Raw genomic sequence first — 14439 nt, 5'->3', positions numbered from 1 at the left:
GTGAATACCGTGCTCTGCTTCGAAACGCCGCATGCCGAGGGCGAAGAAGTCCTTGCGGCCGACGATGGCGCGGCGCGATCGGGCGGCGTGGCGCTGCGCGACGTCCTGGCCGCGAACTACAAGCGCCTGCACCAACGGCTCCAGCGGTTCCTGGGCGATCCCGACCTGGCCAGCGACAGCCTGCACGACGCATGGCTGCGCCTGGGCGACAGGATTCCCGCGCAGGCGGTCCTCAGTCCCGAAGCCTATGTCTATCGCGTCGCCTGCAATGTGGCGATGGATCGCTTGCGCAGCAACCGGGCCTGGCAATACGCGAGCGACGTCGACTTCGAACTCGAGGGCCTGCCCGACTCCGCGCCGGGCCCGGACTCCATTGCGGAAGTGCGCTCGGACATCGAAGCGGTGGAGCGTGTGATGAAGCAGTTGCCGCGTCGGCACCGTGCGGTGCTGGTGGCGCTGCGCATCGATGAAATGACCCGGCAGGAAGTCGCCTCGCGCTACCAGTTGTCGCTTCGCGGCGTGGATACCGCATTGCGGCAGGCCATGGAGCATTGCGCCGCGTCCCTGCCCAGGATGGGGACGGCGACCAGCCGCCTGGGTCGTGCGCACAGCCGGAGTCGCCCATGAATCGCGTCGGCAGTTCCTGACCCCTGACAACGCCGGGTCACGGAGCCTTGCGCATAATTGACGCAAGCTATGACTCTCACCGAACTCAAATACATCGTCGCAGTAGCCCGCGAACGGCACTTCGGCAAGGCGGCCGAGGCCTGCTACGTCTCCCAACCGACCCTCTCGGTGGCCATCAAGAAGCTCGAGGACGAACTCGAGGTCAAGCTCTTCGAGCGCAGCGCCGGCGAAGTGACCGTCACGCCGCTGGGCGAGCAGATCGTGCAGCAGGCGCAAAGCGTGCTCGACCAGGCCGCCAGCATCAAGGAAATTGCCAAGCGCGGAAAAGATCCGCTGGCCGGCCCGCTGAACCTGGGCGTGATCTACACCATCGGCCCGTACCTCCTGCCCGACCTGGTGCGCCAGGTGATCGCGCGCACGCCGCAGATGCCGCTGGTGCTGCAGGAGAACTTCACCGCCAAGCTCTTGGAGATGCTGCGCGCCGGCGAGATCGACTGCGCCGTGATGGCCGAGCCATTCCCCGACACCGGCCTTGCGATGGCGCCGCTGTACGACGAGCCCTTCATGGCCGCGCTGCCGGTCAATCACAAGTTCGCCGGCCGCGAATCGATCACCTCGGAAGAGCTGCAGAACGAGACCATGCTGCTGCTGGGCACCGGCCACTGCTTTCGCGACCACGTGCTCGAGGTGTGCCCCGAGTTCGCGCGCTTCTCCAGCAATGCCGAAGGCATCCGCAAGAGCTTCGAGGGCTCGTCGCTCGAAACCATCAAGCACATGGTGGCCTCGGGCATGGGCGTGACGCTGGTGCCGCGCCTGTCGGTGCCGGCCGAGGCGCTCAAGCCCAAGGCCAAGGGCAAGAAGGACTCCGAGCAGATGGTGCGCTACCTGCCGGTGCGCGATGCGCACGACCGCGATCCGCCCACGCGCCGCGTCGTGCTCGCATGGCGGCGCACCTTCACGCGCTACGAAGCCATTGCCGCGTTGCGCAATGCGATCTATGCCTGCGAGCTGCCGGGCGTCAAGCGTTTGTCCTGACGATTTGCGACGTTGGCCTACGTGCCGGCCGTTTTGAATCGTTGATCGCTGGGATAGAGTGACGCTGTTGCGAAGCCGCGTGCCGGCTTCGAGAATCGACATGTTCCTCTCAACTTGAAGAAAGACCACTCGCCATGGCCAAAGCTCCAAAGAAAACCAAGCCAGCATCGACCGCCTCCTCGGGCAAGGTGCCCAAGAAGGGCGGCGCCATCGTCGCGCAGGAGTCCGGCAGCCGCAACGCGCCGATCATCAACATCGGCATCGAGCGCCAGGACCGCGCGGCCATCGCCGAAGGCCTGAGCCGCGTGCTGGCCGACACCTACACGCTGTACCTCACGACCCATAACTTCCACTGGAACGTGACCGGTCCGCACTTCAACTCGCTGCACGCGATGTTCATGGGCCAGTACACCGAGCTGTGGGGCGCGACCGACGTGCTCGCCGAACGCATCCGCGCCCTGGGCCACTACGCGCCGGGTTCGTACGCCGAGTTCAGCAAGATCGCCACCGTGCCCGACGTGCCGCAGACCCCGCCCAAGGCGATGGAGATGGTGCGCATCCTGGTCAAGGGCCACGAGACGGTCTCGCGCATCGCGCGCGAGTTCATTCCCGTGGCGGAAGAGGCCGGCGACGATCCGACCGCCGACATGCTGACCGCGCGCTGCACGGTGCACGACCAGACGGCCTGGATGCTGCGCTCGCTGCTCGAGGACTGAGCTCGCGGCGATTCCCGGAAACCGGGGCATGAAACCGAGAGCGGCACAATGGCCGCTCTTTTTTCGTCTGTCGTTTTCGTTCTTCTTTTGCCGCATGCTCGCCCGTCGTCTCGCGCTCTACCTCGACCTGATCCGCTGGAACCGCCCTGCCGGCTGGCTGCTGCTGCTCTGGCCCACGCTGGGCGCGCTCTGGTTTGCGGCCGAGGGCTGGCCGGGCTGGCAACTGGTCGTGGTGTTCACGCTCGGCACCTTCCTCATGCGCAGCGCGGGCTGCTGCGTCAACGACGTGGCCGACCGCGATTTCGACCGCCATGTGAAGCGCACCGCCCAGCGGCCCGTGACGAGCGGCGCCCTGTCGGTCAAGGAAGCGCTCGCGCTGGGCGCGGTGCTGGCGCTGATGGCCTTCGGGCTGGTGCTCACCACCAACCGGGTGACGGTGCTGTGGTCGTTCGCTGCGCTGGCCATCACGCTGATCTATCCGTTCGCCAAGCGCCTCGTGTCGATCCCGCAGGCGGTGCTGGGCATTGCCTTCAGCTTCGGCATTCCGATGGCCTTTGCGGCGGTGCAGTCCACCGTGCCCGTGTTCGCCGCGTGGCTGCTGGCCGGCAACCTGTTCTGGGTGCTGGCCTACGACACCGAGTACGCGATGGTCGACCGCGACGACGACCTCAAGATCGGCATGAAGACCTCGGCCATCACCTTCGGCCGCTTCGACGTGGCGGCGGTGATGTTGAGCTACGCGATCTTCCTGGCGATCTGGGCGTGGGCCGGTGCCAGTCGCTCGTTGGGCGCGCTGTTCTTCGCGGGGATTGCCATCGCTGCGGGACAGGCGTTCTGGCACTGGCGCTTGATTCGCGAGCGCACGCGCGACGGCTGCTTCAAGGCCTTCAGGCTGAATCACTGGCTGGGCTTCACGGTGTTCGCCGGCGTCGTGGCCGGCTACGCCATTCGCTGAAAGAAGAACGCACATGCTCGACCGCCTGACGCAGAAGATCGGCCAGGAGGGCCTGTCCGAGTGGCACGTCATCACCCAAGAGATGGTCGACCGGTACGCGGTGCTGTCGGGCGATGGCGAAGACGAATGGATCCACCTCGATCCGGGGCGCGCGGCCCGCGAGGCGAACTACGGCGGAACGATCGTGCCTGGCTTCTTCCAGGTCGCGCACCTGATCCGCCTGACCGGCGAGGCGATGCGCACGCTGCTGCCGTTTGATTCGAACCACGCGCTGAACTACGGCTTCGACCGCCTGCGCTTTGTCAGGCCGATGCCGGTGGGCGCGCGTTTTCGGGCGCGGGTGCGCATTCTTGGCGCGACGCCCAAGGGGGAAGACGGTTTCTTGTTGAAGGAAGAGGTGCTGCTCGAACTCGAGGACGGCACCGTCACGCTGGCGGCCGAGTGGCTGTTCTTCCTCGGGCCGCGCGCGCTGGCGGCCTGATCGGGCTCAGCCCCGCCCGAATTCTTCGCCCAGTTCGGCCGCCCGCTTCTGCGCGGCCCGGATGGCGGTCTTGAACTGCGCCTTGACGTCCGCGCCTTCCAGCGAGGTGATCGCCGCGTAGGTCGTGCCGCCTTTGGAGGTCACGCGCTCGCGCAGCACCGAAGGCGGCTCGGTCGCGCTGTGCGCCAGCGCCGAGGCGCCGGTGAAGGTGCCGATGGCCAGCCGCTGGGCCTGGTCGGGCGTGAGGCCCATCTCGACGCCGGCCTCGGTCATCGCCTCGATGAAATAGAACACGTAGGCCGGGCCCGAGCCGGACATGGCGGTGACCGCATCGAGCGCGGGTTCGGCATCGACCCAGAGCAACTCGCCCGTGGGCGTGAGCAACTGGCTGACGAGCGCGCGATCGGCGCCTGTGACGTCCGGCCGCGCGAACAAGCCGGTCATGCCCTGGCCGACCAACGCGGGCGTGTTGGGCATGGCGCGCACCACGCGCTCGGTGCCCAGCCAGCGGGCGATGCTGTCCGACGGAATGCCCGCTGCCACGCTCAGGTGCAGTGCGTCCTCAGCGAATGCGCGCACCGGCTTGGCCGCTTCCGCGAAGGTCTGCGGCTTGACGGCCCACACCACGACGGCGCAGCGCGCAAGCGCCTCGCCGGCCTCGGCCTGTGCCGCGATGCCGAAGGACTGCGCGAGCTTCGTGCGCGCCGCCTCGAAGGGCTCGACCACCTCGAACGTGTCGGCCGGGGTGCCTTGCTGGATCAGTCCGCCGATGATGGCGCTGGCCATGTTGCCGCCGCCGATGAAGGCGATGGGCGGCAGCGGCGCAGGGGCGGTGCGGGGCAGGAAGGTCACGGCGATGGTCATGGTCGGTCGATGTATTCGAAGGCGGCGAACTGGGTCACTTGCAGCGGATTGAAATTGTCGTCGCTCACGACCACCAGCAGGCGGTTGCCGTTGGGAAGTGGCGGTCCCCAGCACATGCCCTCGGTGTTGTCGAGGCGGGAGAGGCCGAGCGACGCGAAGTCGACCACCAGGGTCTTGGCGACGGGCTGGTGGTTGCCTGGCGCCAGCGTATCGGTGGCGAGCACGTCGCTGGCGGCGCGGGTGTCAATTTCGTAGAGGCGCAGCGAATTGCCGGTTCCGGTGGCATAGGCGCGCTCCAGCACCAGCATGCGGTGCGCATCGAGCATCAGCACCTCGCTCACGCCGTTGTCCGCGTAGCTGCCGGGGATGAGGGGGCGCAGGGGGATGGCGTCGGGGACGTAGGCGATCTGGCGGATGGCCTGGCCGGTCTCCAGGTCGACCTGGGTGAAGCGGCAGGGGCCGCCGGGTGCGCTGGTGGTGGGGACGGGGCCGTCCTGGATCAGGGCGTTTTCCATCGAGAGCCAGGCGAAACGGCCATCGGGCGTGAGGGCGATGCCCTCGAAAGTCAGGTTGTCGCGCGGACCGCGGCGCTGGGCCGGATCGGGCGTGAACATCGCGGGCAGGGCGAATTCGCGCAGAAAGCGGCCGTCGCGCGCCGATTCATACAGCGCGGGGCCGAAACCACGGGCGATGTCGCCTTCGCTGCTCCAGAGCAAGGTGCCGGTGGACGGGCGCAGGCGGATGGCTTCGGGGTCGGGAACCGGGAGTCCGTTGATCGCGTGGCGGCGGTCGGGCCAGGGGCCGCCGCCGGGGCGTTGCAACTGAACAACGGCCGTCGGCTCTGGCTGGCCAGCTTGCGGCTGGGGCCAGCGGGCCGTGTAGTAGCGAACGGGGGCGAGGTCTGACCGGTCATCGCTGATAAGCAGGTACTCACCTCGTGTGGCGTCGTAGTCGATGCCCGAAAGGCCACCCGCCGTGGTGTCTTCTATATGCAGCCTGTGCGCCCAGCGCGCCTCGGCGATGCGCCGCAGGCGCCCGGTGCCCGGAACCGGCGTTGCGCTCCCGCAGCCGGCGAGGCCCAGCGCCAGCGCGGCAGCCACGCCTCCCAGGAGACTGCGGCGAGTGGGAAGAGGGGGCGAAAGAAGGGTTTTGGGAGTGGCGCGCACGCTCCGAAGTCTAGTGTCAGCAGGCGATGGTGTAATGAGTCGGTTGACATCGGCAGAAGTGCCTGCAATAATCGCGGGCTTCGCTTCTAAAAGGCGAAGCTTTCAGCCCAAAGCGGAAGTGCCTCGAGTGGTTCGAGGTGCCGACGACGGGCCCAAGACTGACCGCGGTGTCTCCCTCCTGGAGGCTCATCGGTACAAGTTGGGAATATCAAGAAATGATCCAAACTGAATCCCGGCTCGAAGTGGCCGACAACACGGGCGCGAAATCCGTCCTGTGTATCAAGGTGCTCGGTGGCTCCAAGCGGCGTTATGCCAGCGTGGGCGACGTCATCAAGGTCAGCATCAAGGAAGCCGCTCCACGTGGTCGCGTCAAGAAGGGCGAGATCTACAGTGCAGTGGTGGTCCGCACCGCCAAGGGCATCCGTCGCGCCGACGGTTCGCTCGTCAAGTTCGACGGCAACGCAGCAGTGTTGCTCAACGCCAAGCTGGAGCCTATCGGCACCCGCATCTTCGGACCGGTGACGCGCGAGCTGCGCACCGAGAAGTTCATGAAGATCGTGTCGCTGGCACCCGAAGTTCTGTAAGGACAACAACGCCATGAACAAGATTCGCAAAGGCGACCAGGTCATCGTGTTGGCCGGTCGTGACAAGGGCAAGCGCGGTACCGTGTCGCTCCGCAAGGACGACTCGCACATCGTCATCGAAGGCCTGAACCTCGTGAAGAAGCACACCAAGCCGAACCCGCTCAAGGGTACGACCGGTGGCATCGTCGAGAAGTCCATGCCCATTCACCAATCCAATGTGGCGATCTTCAATGCCGCGACCGGCAAGGCCGATCGCGTGGGCATCAAGATCACCCAGGGTGCTGACGGCAAGCGCGTGGCTGTTCGCGTCTTCAAGTCCAGCGGCGACGAAATCAAGTTCGCCTAAGAGGTACTCACATGGCACGTCTCCAACAACACTATCGCGAAAAGATCGCGAAAGACCTGGCAGAAAAGTTCGGCTACAAGTCGCCGATGCAGGTCCCCCGCCTCACCAAGATCACCCTGAACATGGGTGTGGGTGAAGCAGTCGCCGACAAGAAGGTTCTCGACAACGCTGTTGCCGACCTCACCAAGATCGCCGGCCAGAAGCCCGTGGTCACCAAGTCGAAGAAGGCTATCGCCGGTTTCAAGATCCGCGAAAACCAGCCGATCGGCTGCATGGTCACGCTGCGTGGCGTGCAGATGTATGAGTTCCTGGACCGTTTCGTGACCATCGCGCTGCCGCGTGTTCGCGACTTCCGCGGCATCTCCGGCCGTGCGTTCGATGGCCGTGGCAACTACAACATCGGCGTCAAGGAACAGATCATTTTCCCTGAGATCGAGTACGACAAGGTCGATGCCCTGCGCGGTCTCAATATCAGCATCACGACGACGGCCAAGACCGACGAAGAAGCCAAGGCGCTTCTCGCTGGTTTCCGTTTCCCGTTCAAGAACTGAGGTGATCTGTGGCTAAAGCATCTTTGATCCAGCGCGAACTCAAGCGCGACAAGCTGGTTGCCAAGTTCGCTGCGAAGCACGCGGAACTGAAGGCAATTTCCAACGACCTGAAGAAGAGCGACGAAGAGCGCGCTGCTGCACGCCTCGGCCTGCAGAAGCTCCCGCGCAACGCGAACCCCACGCGTCAGCGCAACCGCTGCGAAATCACCGGTCGCCCCCGTGGCACCTTCCGTCAATTCGGTCTGGCCCGCGCCAAGATCCGCGAACTGGCTTTCAACGGCGACATCCCTGGTGTCACCAAGGCCAGCTGGTAAGCCAGGCAGGAGCAAACAACATGAGCATGAGTGATCCCATTGCCGACCTGCTGACGCGTATCCGTAACGCGCAGATGGTGGCGAAGCCCACTGTGTCGGTCCCGTCTTCCAAGGTGAAGATCGCGATCGCACAAGTCCTGAAGGACGAGGGCTACATCGACGGCTTCCAGGTCAAGACCGAAGCCGGCAAGAGCGAACTTGAAATCGTCCTGAAGTACTACGCTGGCCGTCCGGTCATCGAGCGCATCGAGCGCGTGAGCCGTCCTGGCCTGCGTGTCTACAAGGCCAGTGCTTCCATTCCGCAAGTCCAGAACGGCCTCGGCGTTGCGATCGTCACGACCCCCCAGGGCGTGATGACCGACCGCAAGGCGCGCGCCACCGGTGTCGGCGGCGAAGTTCTGTGCTACGTCGCCTAACCGAGACATCGAGGAGTCACTGAAATGTCCCGAGTAGGAAAAATGCCGATCACCATCCCCGCAGGCGTGGATGTGTCGATCAAGGAAGACCAGATCAGCGTCAAGGGCACGGGCGGCACGCTCAACCTTGCACGCAACCCCCTGGTCAAGGTCGTCAGCAATGACGGCAAGCTGAACTTCGAACCGGCCAACGAATCGCGTGAAGCGAATGCGATGAGCGGCACGATCCGTCAGCTGGTGAACAACATGGTGGTTGGCGTGACCAAGGGCTTCGAGAAGAAGCTCAACCTGGTCGGCGTCGGCTACAAGGCCGCAGCGTCCAACAACAAGTTGAACCTGCAAGTCGGTTATTCGCACCCGGTCAACATCGACATGCCGCAAGGCATCACGGTGGCCACCGCGACCCCGACCGAAATCGTGATCAAGGGTGCTGACCGTCAGCGCGTTGGTCAAATCGCCGCTGAGATCCGCGCTGTTCGTCCGCCTGAGCCTTACAAGGGCAAGGGCATCCGTTATTCGGACGAGAAGATCGTGATCAAAGAGACCAAGAAGAAGTAAGGGGCAGCAAAATGATGTTGACCAAAAAAGCACAGCGTCTTCGCCGCTCGCGCCAGACCCGCATTCGCATCGCGACACAGGGTGTGGCCCGTCTGACGGTGAACCGCACCAACCTGCACATCTATGCCACCGTCATCTCCGACGACGGTACCAAGGTGATTGCAACCGCATCGACGGCCGAAGCCGAAGTGCGCGCCTCGCTCGGCGGCTCGGGCAAGGGTGGCAATGCCGCCGCAGCCATCGCCATCGGCAAGCGCATCGCTGAAAAAGCGAAGGCTGCCGGCGTCGAGAAGGTCGCTTTCGATCGCGCAGGTTTCGCCTACCACGGCCGCGTCAAGGCGCTGGCCGAGGCAGCCCGCGAAGCCGGTCTGCAGTTCTAATCGGACACGAGATTCAAAATGGCAAAGATTCAAGCAAGAACGCAGAACGAAGGTCCTGAGGACGGTTTGCGCGAGAAGATGATCGCGATCAACCGCGTCACCAAGGTGGTGAAGGGTGGTCGTATCCTCGGTTTCGCGGCACTGACCGTGGTCGGCGACGGCGATGGCCGTGTCGGCATGGGCAAGGGCAAGTCGAAGGAAGTGCCCGCTGCAGTGCAGAAGGCGATGGAAGAAGCCCGTCGCAATCTGTTCAAGGCCCCGATCAAGAACGGCACGCTGCATCACCAGGTGCAGGGCCATCACGGCGCCTCCACCGTCGTGATGTACCCGGCTCCCAAGGGTACCGGCATCATCGCCGGCGGCCCGATGCGCGCCGTGTTCGAAGTGATGGGCATCACCGACATCGTGGCCAAGAGCCATGGTTCGTCGAATCCCTACAACATGGTTCGCGCCACGCTCGACGGGTTGAAGAACTCGACGACCGCGTCCTCGGTGGCTGCCAAGCGTGGCCTGACCGTCGAAGAAATCTTCGCTTAAGCGCAAGCCTGAAAGAAGCATTCAAATGACGACGCAACAACAAACCCTCAAGGTGCAATTGGTCAAGAGCCCGATTGGCACCAAGGAATCGCATCGCGCGACCGTGCGTGGCCTCGGCCTGCGCAAGCTCAACAGCGTGAGCGAGCTGCAAGACACCCCGGCGGTGCGCGGCATGATCAACAAGATCAGTTATCTGGTCAAAGTTCTGTAAGAGAGACTGATATGGAACTCAATGGCATCAAGCCGGCAGCCGGCGCCAAGCACGCCAAGCGCCGCGTTGGCCGCGGTATCGGCTCGGGCATCGGCAAGACCGCAGGTCGCGGTCACAAGGGCCAGAAGTCGCGCGCTGGTGGCTTCCACAAGGTTGGTTTCGAAGGCGGCCAGATGCCGCTGCAACGTCGCCTGCCCAAGCGTGGTTTCAAGTCGCACCTGCTGAAGTTCAACGCCGAAGTCACGCTGACTGCTCTCGAGCAGCTCGGTCTGGCCGAAGTGGATGTCCTGGCACTGAAGCAAGCCGGCCTCGTGGGCCAGCTCGCCAAGGTCGTCAAGATCGTCAAGACCGGTGAACTCACCAAGGCCGTCAAGCTGACGGGCGTGGGTGCAACCGCTGGCGCCAAGGCTGCGATCGAAGCAGCCGGCGGCAGCGTCGCCTGATCACCATCGGACTGAAAGAAGTTCTTCGTGGCAACTAACGCGGCAACGATCGCAAAAACAGGCAAGTTCGGCGACCTCCGTCGTCGGCTCGTCTTTTTGCTGCTCGCGCTCGTGGTCTACCGGATTGGCGCGCACATCCCTGTGCCGGGTATCAACCCGGACCAGCTGGCTGCGCTCTTCCAGGGCCAGCAGGGCGGCATTCTGAGCCTGTTCAACATGTTCTCGGGCGGGGCGCTGTCGCGCTTCACCGTGTTCGCGTTGGGGATCATGCCGTACATCTCGGCGTCGATCATCATGCAGCTGATGACCTACGTTCTTCCGACCTTCGAGCAATTGAAGAAGGAAGGCGAGGCCGGCCGCCGCAAGATCACGCAGTACACGCGCTACGGCGCGCTCGGTCTGGCCCTGTTCCAGTCGTTCAGCATCGCAGTGGCCCTCGAATCTTCGGCCGGTCTGGTGATCGCCCCCGGTTTCGGCTTCCGCCTGACCGCGATGGTGAGCCTGACCGCAGGTTCGATGTTCCTGATGTGGCTCGGCGAGCAGATCACCGAACGCGGCTTGGGCAACGGCATCTCGATCCTGATCTTTGCAGGCATCGCGGCAGGTCTGCCGAGCGCCGTGGCAGGTCTGGGTTCGCTGGTGACCACCGGTGCGATGAATCCGATCGTCGCGCTCTTCATCATCGCGGTCGTGGTGCTGGTCACCTACTTCGTGGTGTTCGTCGAACGCGGCCAGCGCAAGATCCTCGTGAACTATGCGCGGCGCCAGGTCGGCAACAAGGTCTATGGCGGCCAGTCGTCGCACCTGCCCTTGAAGCTGAACATGGCCGGTGTGATCCCGCCGATCTTCGCCTCGTCGATCATCCTGCTGCCCGCAACGGTGGTTGGCTGGTTCAGTACCGGTGAAGGCGGCTTCCGCTGGATCAAGGACATTGCCAACGCACTGCGTCCGGGCGAGCCGATCTACGTGCTGCTGTACGCTGCCGCGATCGTTTTCTTCTGCTTCTTCTACACGGCACTCGTGTTCAACAGCAAGGAAACGGCCGACAACCTGAAGAAGAGTGGTGCATTCATTCCTGGCATTCGCCCGGGTGACCAGACCGCTCGCTATATCGACAAGATTCTGGTTCGCCTGACGTTGGCCGGCGCGGTGTACATCACCTTCGTCTGCCTGCTGCCCGAGTTCCTGATCCTGAAGTACAACGTGCCGTTCTACTTCGGTGGTACCTCCCTGCTGATCATCGTGGTCGTCACGATGGACTTCATGGCCCAGGTGCAAAACTACATGATGTCCCAGCAGTACGAATCGCTGCTGAAGAAGGCGAACTTCAAGACATCGTAGGGCTGTGGTTCAGTATTGAGATCGGGCGGTAGACCGCCACGTTAAACAGTTTTAGGAGAATGAAATGAGAGTTTCGGCTTCGGTCAAAACCATCTGCCGTAATTGCAAGGTCATCCGCCGTAAAGGTGTGGTGCGTGTGATTTGCACCGACCCGCGCCACAAGCAGCGCCAGGGTTGATTGAAGAGTATTAGAGGACGCACATGGCACGTATTGCTGGCATCAACATCCCGCCGCACAAGCACGCTGAAATCGGCCTGACCGCCATTTTCGGTATCGGTCGCACCCGCGCCCGTCAAATCTGCGAAGCGAGCGGCATCGAATATTCGAAGAAGATCAAGGATCTGACCGACGCCGATCTCGAGAAGATCCGCGATCAGATCGCTCTGTTCACGATCGAAGGCGATCTGCGTCGCGAGACGACGATGAACATCAAGCGTTTGATGGACATCGGCTGCTATCGCGGCTTCCGTCACCGTCGCGGCCTGCCGATGCGCGGCCAGCGCACGCGCACCAATGCCCGCACCCGCAAGGGTCCGCGCAAGGCTGCGCAGTCCCTGAAGAAATAAGGATAGACCAGCATGGCTAAAGCACCTGCAAACAACGCCGCACAGCGCGTTCGCAAGAAGGTTCGCAAGAACGTTGCGGACGGTATCGCCCACGTGCATGCCTCGTTCAACAACACCATCATCACGATCACCGATCGCCAGGGCAACGCCCTGTCGTGGGCTTCGTCGGGTGGCCAGGGCTTCAAGGGCTCGCGCAAGTCGACCCCGTTCGCTGCGCAGGTCGCTTCCGAAGTGGCCGGCCGTGCTGCTGTCGAACAAGGTATCAAGAACCTCGACGTCGAGATCAAGGGCCCGGGCCCCGGTCGCGAATCGTCAGTGCGCGCACTGGCTGCGCTCGGCATCCGGATCAATTCCATTGCCGACGTGACGCCCGTTCCGCACAACGGCTGCCGTCCCCAGAAGCGTCGCCGCATCTGATCGTCAGTCCGCAAGGCGCAGCCAGCTTTCGAGCGGCTGCGCATTTGTTTTTTAACTAAGCCCACCGCCATCCGCGTCCCGCCGATGGCTCCCGCAGGCAACTGCGGCAGATGACACAAAGGAATACTCGTGGCACGCTACCTCGGCCCCAAGGCCAAACTTTCCCGCCGTGAAGGCACCGACCTGTTCCTGAAGAGCGCCCGTCGTTCGATTCAAGACAAGGCCAAGTTCGATTCCAAGCCCGGCCAGCACGGTCGCACTTCGGGTCAGCGCACCTCGGACTACGGTCTGCAACTGCGTGAAAAGCAGAAGGTCAAGCGCATGTACGGTGTGCTGGAAAAGCAATTCCGCCGCTACTTCGAAGAAGCCGATCGCCGCCGTGGCAACACTGGCGCCAACCTGCTGTTCATCCTCGAATCGCGCCTGGACAACGTCGTCTACCGCATGGGCTTCGGCTCGACCCGCGCTGAAGCACGCCAACTCGTGTCGCACAAGGCGATCACGGTGAACGGCCAGTCGGTCAACATCCCGTCGTACCTGGTCAAGACCGGCGACGTGATCGCCGTGCGCGACAAGTCGAAGAAGCAGAACCGCATTGTCGAAGCCCTTCAACTCGCCCAGCAAGTCGGTATCCCGGCCTGGGTCGATGTGAACGCCGACAAGGCTGAAGGTACCTTCAAGAAGGTGCCCGATCGCGACGAATTCGCAGCCGACATCAACGAATCGCTGATCGTCGAACTGTATTCGCGTTGATTTTTTTGTTCCCGCACACCTCGCGTGTGTGGGAAACAAGTTTTTGTTGTTCACGTTCCTGCCCCGTGCTTCGTTGCGGGTCAGGTGCTTCACCAGCCTTACCGGTGTAACGAGCCGGGGGTATTGAGAGGAAGTCTGCATGCAAACCACCCTGCTGAAACCCAAGACCATCCAGGTCGAGCAACTTGCCGCCAACAAGGCGAAGGTCACGCTCGAGCCTTTCGAGCGCGGCTACGGCCACACGCTCGGCAACGCGCTGCGTCGCGTTCTGCTGTCGTCCATGGTCGGCTATTCGGCCACCGAAGTCACGATCGCTGGCGTTCTGCATGAGTACTCGTCAATCGACGGCGTGCAGGAAGATGTCGTCAACATCCTTCTGAATCTCAAGGGCGTGGTGTTCAAGCTCCACAACCGCGACGAAGTCACGCTGAGCCTGCGCAAGGACGGCGAAGGCCCGGTCCTAGCATCGGACATCCAGACCCCGCACGACGTCGAGATCATCAACCCCGACCACGTGATCGCGCACCTGTCGCAAGGCGGCAAGCTCGACATGCAGATCAAGGTCGAAAAGGGTCGCGGCTATGTGCCCGGCACGATGCGCCGCTACGCCGACGAGCCGACCAAGTCGATTGGCCGCATCGTTCTCGACGCGTCGTTCTCGCCCGTCAAGCGCGTGAGCTACACGGTCGAAAGCGCCCGCGTCGAACAGCGTACCGACCTGGACAAGCTCCTGGTCGAGATCGAAACCAACGGTGCCATCACCGCTGAAGATGCAGTTCGCGCCTCGGCTAAAATCCTGGTCGAGCAGCTCGCAGTGTTCGCGCAGCTCGAAGGCGGCGAACTGGCTGCATTTGATGCACCGGCACCGCGCAGCGCACAGCAATTCGATCCGATCCTGCTGCGCCCTGTCGACGAGCTCGAGCTCACCGTGCGTTCGGCCAACTGCCTGAAGGCCGAGAACATCTACTACATCGGTGACCTGATCCAGCGCACCGAGAACGAGTTGCTCAAGACCCCCAACCTGGGTCGCAAGTCGCTCAACGAAATCAAGGAAGTCCTCGCTTCGCGCGGCCTGACCTTGGGTATGAAGCTTGAAAGCTGGCCGCCGGCCGGTCTCGACAAGCGTTGATTTTTGTTTTTTGAATTGAGCCCATGAGGGCTCGTGCCCGGGCAGTAC

At 63.3% G+C, this 14439-nt stretch carries 23 protein-coding genes; 21 read left to right on the top strand and 2 right to left on the bottom strand.

The window, feature by feature from the left end:
- The 5 genes from GNX71_RS32115 to GNX71_RS32095 all read left to right on the top strand — a co-directional run bounded on the left by GNX71_RS32115 (position 1) and on the right by GNX71_RS32095 (position 3814).
- Positions 1–627 carry a sigma-70 family RNA polymerase sigma factor gene (locus GNX71_RS32115; RefSeq protein ID WP_206176128.1) on the top strand — a complete coding sequence of 209 codons (627 nt, stop codon included), beginning with the start codon at positions 1–3 and terminating at the stop codon, positions 625–627.
- A 69-nt stretch (positions 628–696) separates the two neighbouring features.
- Positions 697–1662, top strand: a complete 966-nt coding sequence (locus tag GNX71_RS32110) for a LysR substrate-binding domain-containing protein (protein WP_206176127.1) — start codon at positions 697–699, stop codon at positions 1660–1662.
- 134 nt (positions 1663–1796) lie between these two features.
- Complete coding sequence (locus GNX71_RS32105; RefSeq protein ID WP_277401877.1) at positions 1797–2378, top strand: DNA starvation/stationary phase protection protein; 582 nt, start codon at positions 1797–1799, stop codon at positions 2376–2378.
- Positions 2379–2472: 94 nt separating this feature from the next.
- Positions 2473–3333 carry a 4-hydroxybenzoate octaprenyltransferase gene (ubiA, locus tag GNX71_RS32100; protein WP_206176126.1) on the top strand — a complete coding sequence of 287 codons (861 nt, stop codon included), beginning with the start codon at positions 2473–2475 and terminating at the stop codon, positions 3331–3333.
- A gap of 13 nt (positions 3334–3346) precedes the next feature.
- On the top strand, positions 3347–3814 hold the full coding sequence (locus tag GNX71_RS32095) for a MaoC/PaaZ C-terminal domain-containing protein (protein ID WP_206176125.1): 468 nt from the start codon (positions 3347–3349) through the stop codon (positions 3812–3814).
- A gap of 6 nt (positions 3815–3820) precedes the next feature.
- Here GNX71_RS32095 and proC read toward each other — a convergent pair whose 3' ends face one another.
- Positions 3821–4678 (bottom strand): pyrroline-5-carboxylate reductase, encoded by an 858-nt coding sequence (proC, locus tag GNX71_RS32090; RefSeq protein WP_206176124.1) that lies wholly within the window; start codon positions 4676–4678, stop codon positions 3821–3823.
- Positions 4675–5787: an esterase-like activity of phytase family protein gene (locus tag GNX71_RS32085; RefSeq protein WP_206179804.1), complete on the bottom strand. Its 1113-nt coding sequence runs from the start codon at positions 5785–5787 to the stop codon at positions 4675–4677. The genes proC and GNX71_RS32085 overlap by 4 nt, the downstream gene beginning before the upstream one ends.
- Positions 5788–6059: 272 nt before the next feature.
- On the opposite strand from GNX71_RS32085, the gene rplN reads away from it, so the two are divergent.
- From rplN to rpoA, 16 genes are all read left to right on the top strand, one after another.
- The gene (rplN, locus tag GNX71_RS32080; protein WP_009124801.1) at positions 6060–6428 is read left to right on the top strand and encodes a 50S ribosomal protein L14; all 369 of its coding nucleotides are present in this window, start codon (positions 6060–6062) and stop codon (positions 6426–6428) included.
- Positions 6429–6441: 13 nt separating this feature from the next.
- Complete coding sequence (gene rplX, locus GNX71_RS32075; RefSeq protein WP_042577475.1) at positions 6442–6774, top strand: 50S ribosomal protein L24; 333 nt, start codon at positions 6442–6444, stop codon at positions 6772–6774.
- An 11-nt stretch (positions 6775–6785) separates the two neighbouring features.
- On the top strand, positions 6786–7325 hold the full coding sequence (gene rplE, locus GNX71_RS32070; RefSeq protein WP_206176123.1) for a 50S ribosomal protein L5: 540 nt from the start codon (positions 6786–6788) through the stop codon (positions 7323–7325).
- An 8-nt stretch (positions 7326–7333) separates the two neighbouring features.
- On the top strand, positions 7334–7639 hold the full coding sequence (gene rpsN / locus GNX71_RS32065) for a 30S ribosomal protein S14 (protein ID WP_206176122.1): 306 nt from the start codon (positions 7334–7336) through the stop codon (positions 7637–7639).
- 20 nt (positions 7640–7659) lie between these two features.
- Positions 7660–8055 carry a 30S ribosomal protein S8 gene (gene rpsH, locus GNX71_RS32060; protein ID WP_013544112.1) on the top strand — a complete coding sequence of 132 codons (396 nt, stop codon included), beginning with the start codon at positions 7660–7662 and terminating at the stop codon, positions 8053–8055.
- A gap of 24 nt (positions 8056–8079) precedes the next feature.
- A complete protein-coding gene (gene rplF / locus GNX71_RS32055; protein WP_013544111.1) occupies positions 8080–8613 on the top strand; it encodes a 50S ribosomal protein L6 in 534 nt (177 codons plus the stop codon).
- 14 nt (positions 8614–8627) lie between these two features.
- Positions 8628–8993 (top strand): 50S ribosomal protein L18, encoded by a 366-nt coding sequence (rplR, locus tag GNX71_RS32050; protein WP_176661871.1) that lies wholly within the window; start codon positions 8628–8630, stop codon positions 8991–8993.
- Between the two features lie 18 nt (positions 8994–9011).
- Positions 9012–9530 carry a 30S ribosomal protein S5 gene (gene rpsE, locus GNX71_RS32045; RefSeq protein ID WP_176661732.1) on the top strand — a complete coding sequence of 173 codons (519 nt, stop codon included), beginning with the start codon at positions 9012–9014 and terminating at the stop codon, positions 9528–9530.
- Positions 9531–9555: 25 nt separating this feature from the next.
- On the top strand, positions 9556–9741 hold the full coding sequence (gene rpmD / locus GNX71_RS32040) for a 50S ribosomal protein L30 (RefSeq protein WP_009124818.1): 186 nt from the start codon (positions 9556–9558) through the stop codon (positions 9739–9741).
- 11 nt (positions 9742–9752) lie between these two features.
- Positions 9753–10184, top strand: coding sequence for a 50S ribosomal protein L15 (gene rplO / locus GNX71_RS32035; RefSeq protein WP_042577479.1), 432 nt, complete (start codon positions 9753–9755; stop codon positions 10182–10184).
- Positions 10185–10211: 27 nt separating this feature from the next.
- Complete coding sequence (secY, locus tag GNX71_RS32030) at positions 10212–11525, top strand: preprotein translocase subunit SecY (protein WP_013544107.1); 1314 nt, start codon at positions 10212–10214, stop codon at positions 11523–11525.
- 64 nt (positions 11526–11589) lie between these two features.
- The gene (gene rpmJ / locus GNX71_RS32025) at positions 11590–11703 is read left to right on the top strand and encodes a 50S ribosomal protein L36 (RefSeq protein ID WP_013544106.1); all 114 of its coding nucleotides are present in this window, start codon (positions 11590–11592) and stop codon (positions 11701–11703) included.
- Positions 11704–11726: 23 nt separating this feature from the next.
- Entirely contained in the window at positions 11727–12092 is a 366-nt protein-coding gene (gene rpsM, locus GNX71_RS32020; protein ID WP_013544105.1) for a 30S ribosomal protein S13, read from the top strand.
- A gap of 12 nt (positions 12093–12104) precedes the next feature.
- The gene (rpsK, locus tag GNX71_RS32015; protein ID WP_009124825.1) at positions 12105–12509 is read left to right on the top strand and encodes a 30S ribosomal protein S11; all 405 of its coding nucleotides are present in this window, start codon (positions 12105–12107) and stop codon (positions 12507–12509) included.
- A gap of 129 nt (positions 12510–12638) precedes the next feature.
- Positions 12639–13262, top strand: a complete 624-nt coding sequence (rpsD, locus tag GNX71_RS32010; protein ID WP_009124826.1) for a 30S ribosomal protein S4 — start codon at positions 12639–12641, stop codon at positions 13260–13262.
- A gap of 139 nt (positions 13263–13401) precedes the next feature.
- A complete protein-coding gene (gene rpoA, locus GNX71_RS32005; protein ID WP_009124827.1) occupies positions 13402–14391 on the top strand; it encodes a DNA-directed RNA polymerase subunit alpha in 990 nt (329 codons plus the stop codon).
- The last annotated feature ends 48 nt before the right edge of the window (positions 14392–14439 follow it).

Source organism: Variovorax sp. RKNM96, assembly GCF_017161115.1.
In the GTDB taxonomy this organism is placed as follows: Bacteria; Pseudomonadota; Gammaproteobacteria; order Burkholderiales; family Burkholderiaceae_C; genus Variovorax.
The sequence above is the reverse complement of the archived record's forward strand: the minus strand, read 5'-3'. Positions and strand labels throughout refer to the sequence as shown.

Bases quoted from the DNA above. Each gene is read 5' to 3' on its own strand.
- rpmD (WP_009124818.1), top strand. From the start codon at position 9,556: ATGACGACGCAACAACAAACCCTCAAGGTGCAATTGGTCAAGAGCCCG.
- rpmJ (WP_013544106.1), top strand. From the start codon at position 11,590: ATGAGAGTTTCGGCTTCGGTCAAAACCATCTGCCGTAATTGCAAGGTC.
- rpsE (WP_176661732.1), top strand. From the start codon at position 9,012: ATGGCAAAGATTCAAGCAAGAACGCAGAACGAAGGTCCTGAGGACGGT.
- ubiA (WP_206176126.1), top strand. From the start codon at position 2,473: ATGCTCGCCCGTCGTCTCGCGCTCTACCTCGACCTGATCCGCTGGAAC.
- proC (WP_206176124.1), bottom strand. From the start codon at position 4,678: ATGACCATCGCCGTGACCTTCCTGCCCCGCACCGCCCCTGCGCCGCTG.
- rplF (WP_013544111.1), top strand. From the start codon at position 8,080: ATGTCCCGAGTAGGAAAAATGCCGATCACCATCCCCGCAGGCGTGGAT.
- GNX71_RS32110 (WP_206176127.1), top strand. From the start codon at position 697: ATGACTCTCACCGAACTCAAATACATCGTCGCAGTAGCCCGCGAACGG.
- rplX (WP_042577475.1), top strand. From the start codon at position 6,442: ATGAACAAGATTCGCAAAGGCGACCAGGTCATCGTGTTGGCCGGTCGT.
- rplO (WP_042577479.1), top strand. From the start codon at position 9,753: ATGGAACTCAATGGCATCAAGCCGGCAGCCGGCGCCAAGCACGCCAAG.
- rplR (WP_176661871.1), top strand. From the start codon at position 8,628: ATGTTGACCAAAAAAGCACAGCGTCTTCGCCGCTCGCGCCAGACCCGC.
- GNX71_RS32105 (WP_277401877.1), top strand. From the start codon at position 1,797: ATGGCCAAAGCTCCAAAGAAAACCAAGCCAGCATCGACCGCCTCCTCG.
- rpsH (WP_013544112.1), top strand. From the start codon at position 7,660: ATGAGCATGAGTGATCCCATTGCCGACCTGCTGACGCGTATCCGTAAC.
- GNX71_RS32095 (WP_206176125.1), top strand. From the start codon at position 3,347: ATGCTCGACCGCCTGACGCAGAAGATCGGCCAGGAGGGCCTGTCCGAG.
- rpsM (WP_013544105.1), top strand. From the start codon at position 11,727: ATGGCACGTATTGCTGGCATCAACATCCCGCCGCACAAGCACGCTGAA.
- rpoA (WP_009124827.1), top strand. From the start codon at position 13,402: ATGCAAACCACCCTGCTGAAACCCAAGACCATCCAGGTCGAGCAACTT.
- rplN (WP_009124801.1), top strand. From the start codon at position 6,060: ATGATCCAAACTGAATCCCGGCTCGAAGTGGCCGACAACACGGGCGCG.
- rplE (WP_206176123.1), top strand. From the start codon at position 6,786: ATGGCACGTCTCCAACAACACTATCGCGAAAAGATCGCGAAAGACCTG.
- rpsK (WP_009124825.1), top strand. From the start codon at position 12,105: ATGGCTAAAGCACCTGCAAACAACGCCGCACAGCGCGTTCGCAAGAAG.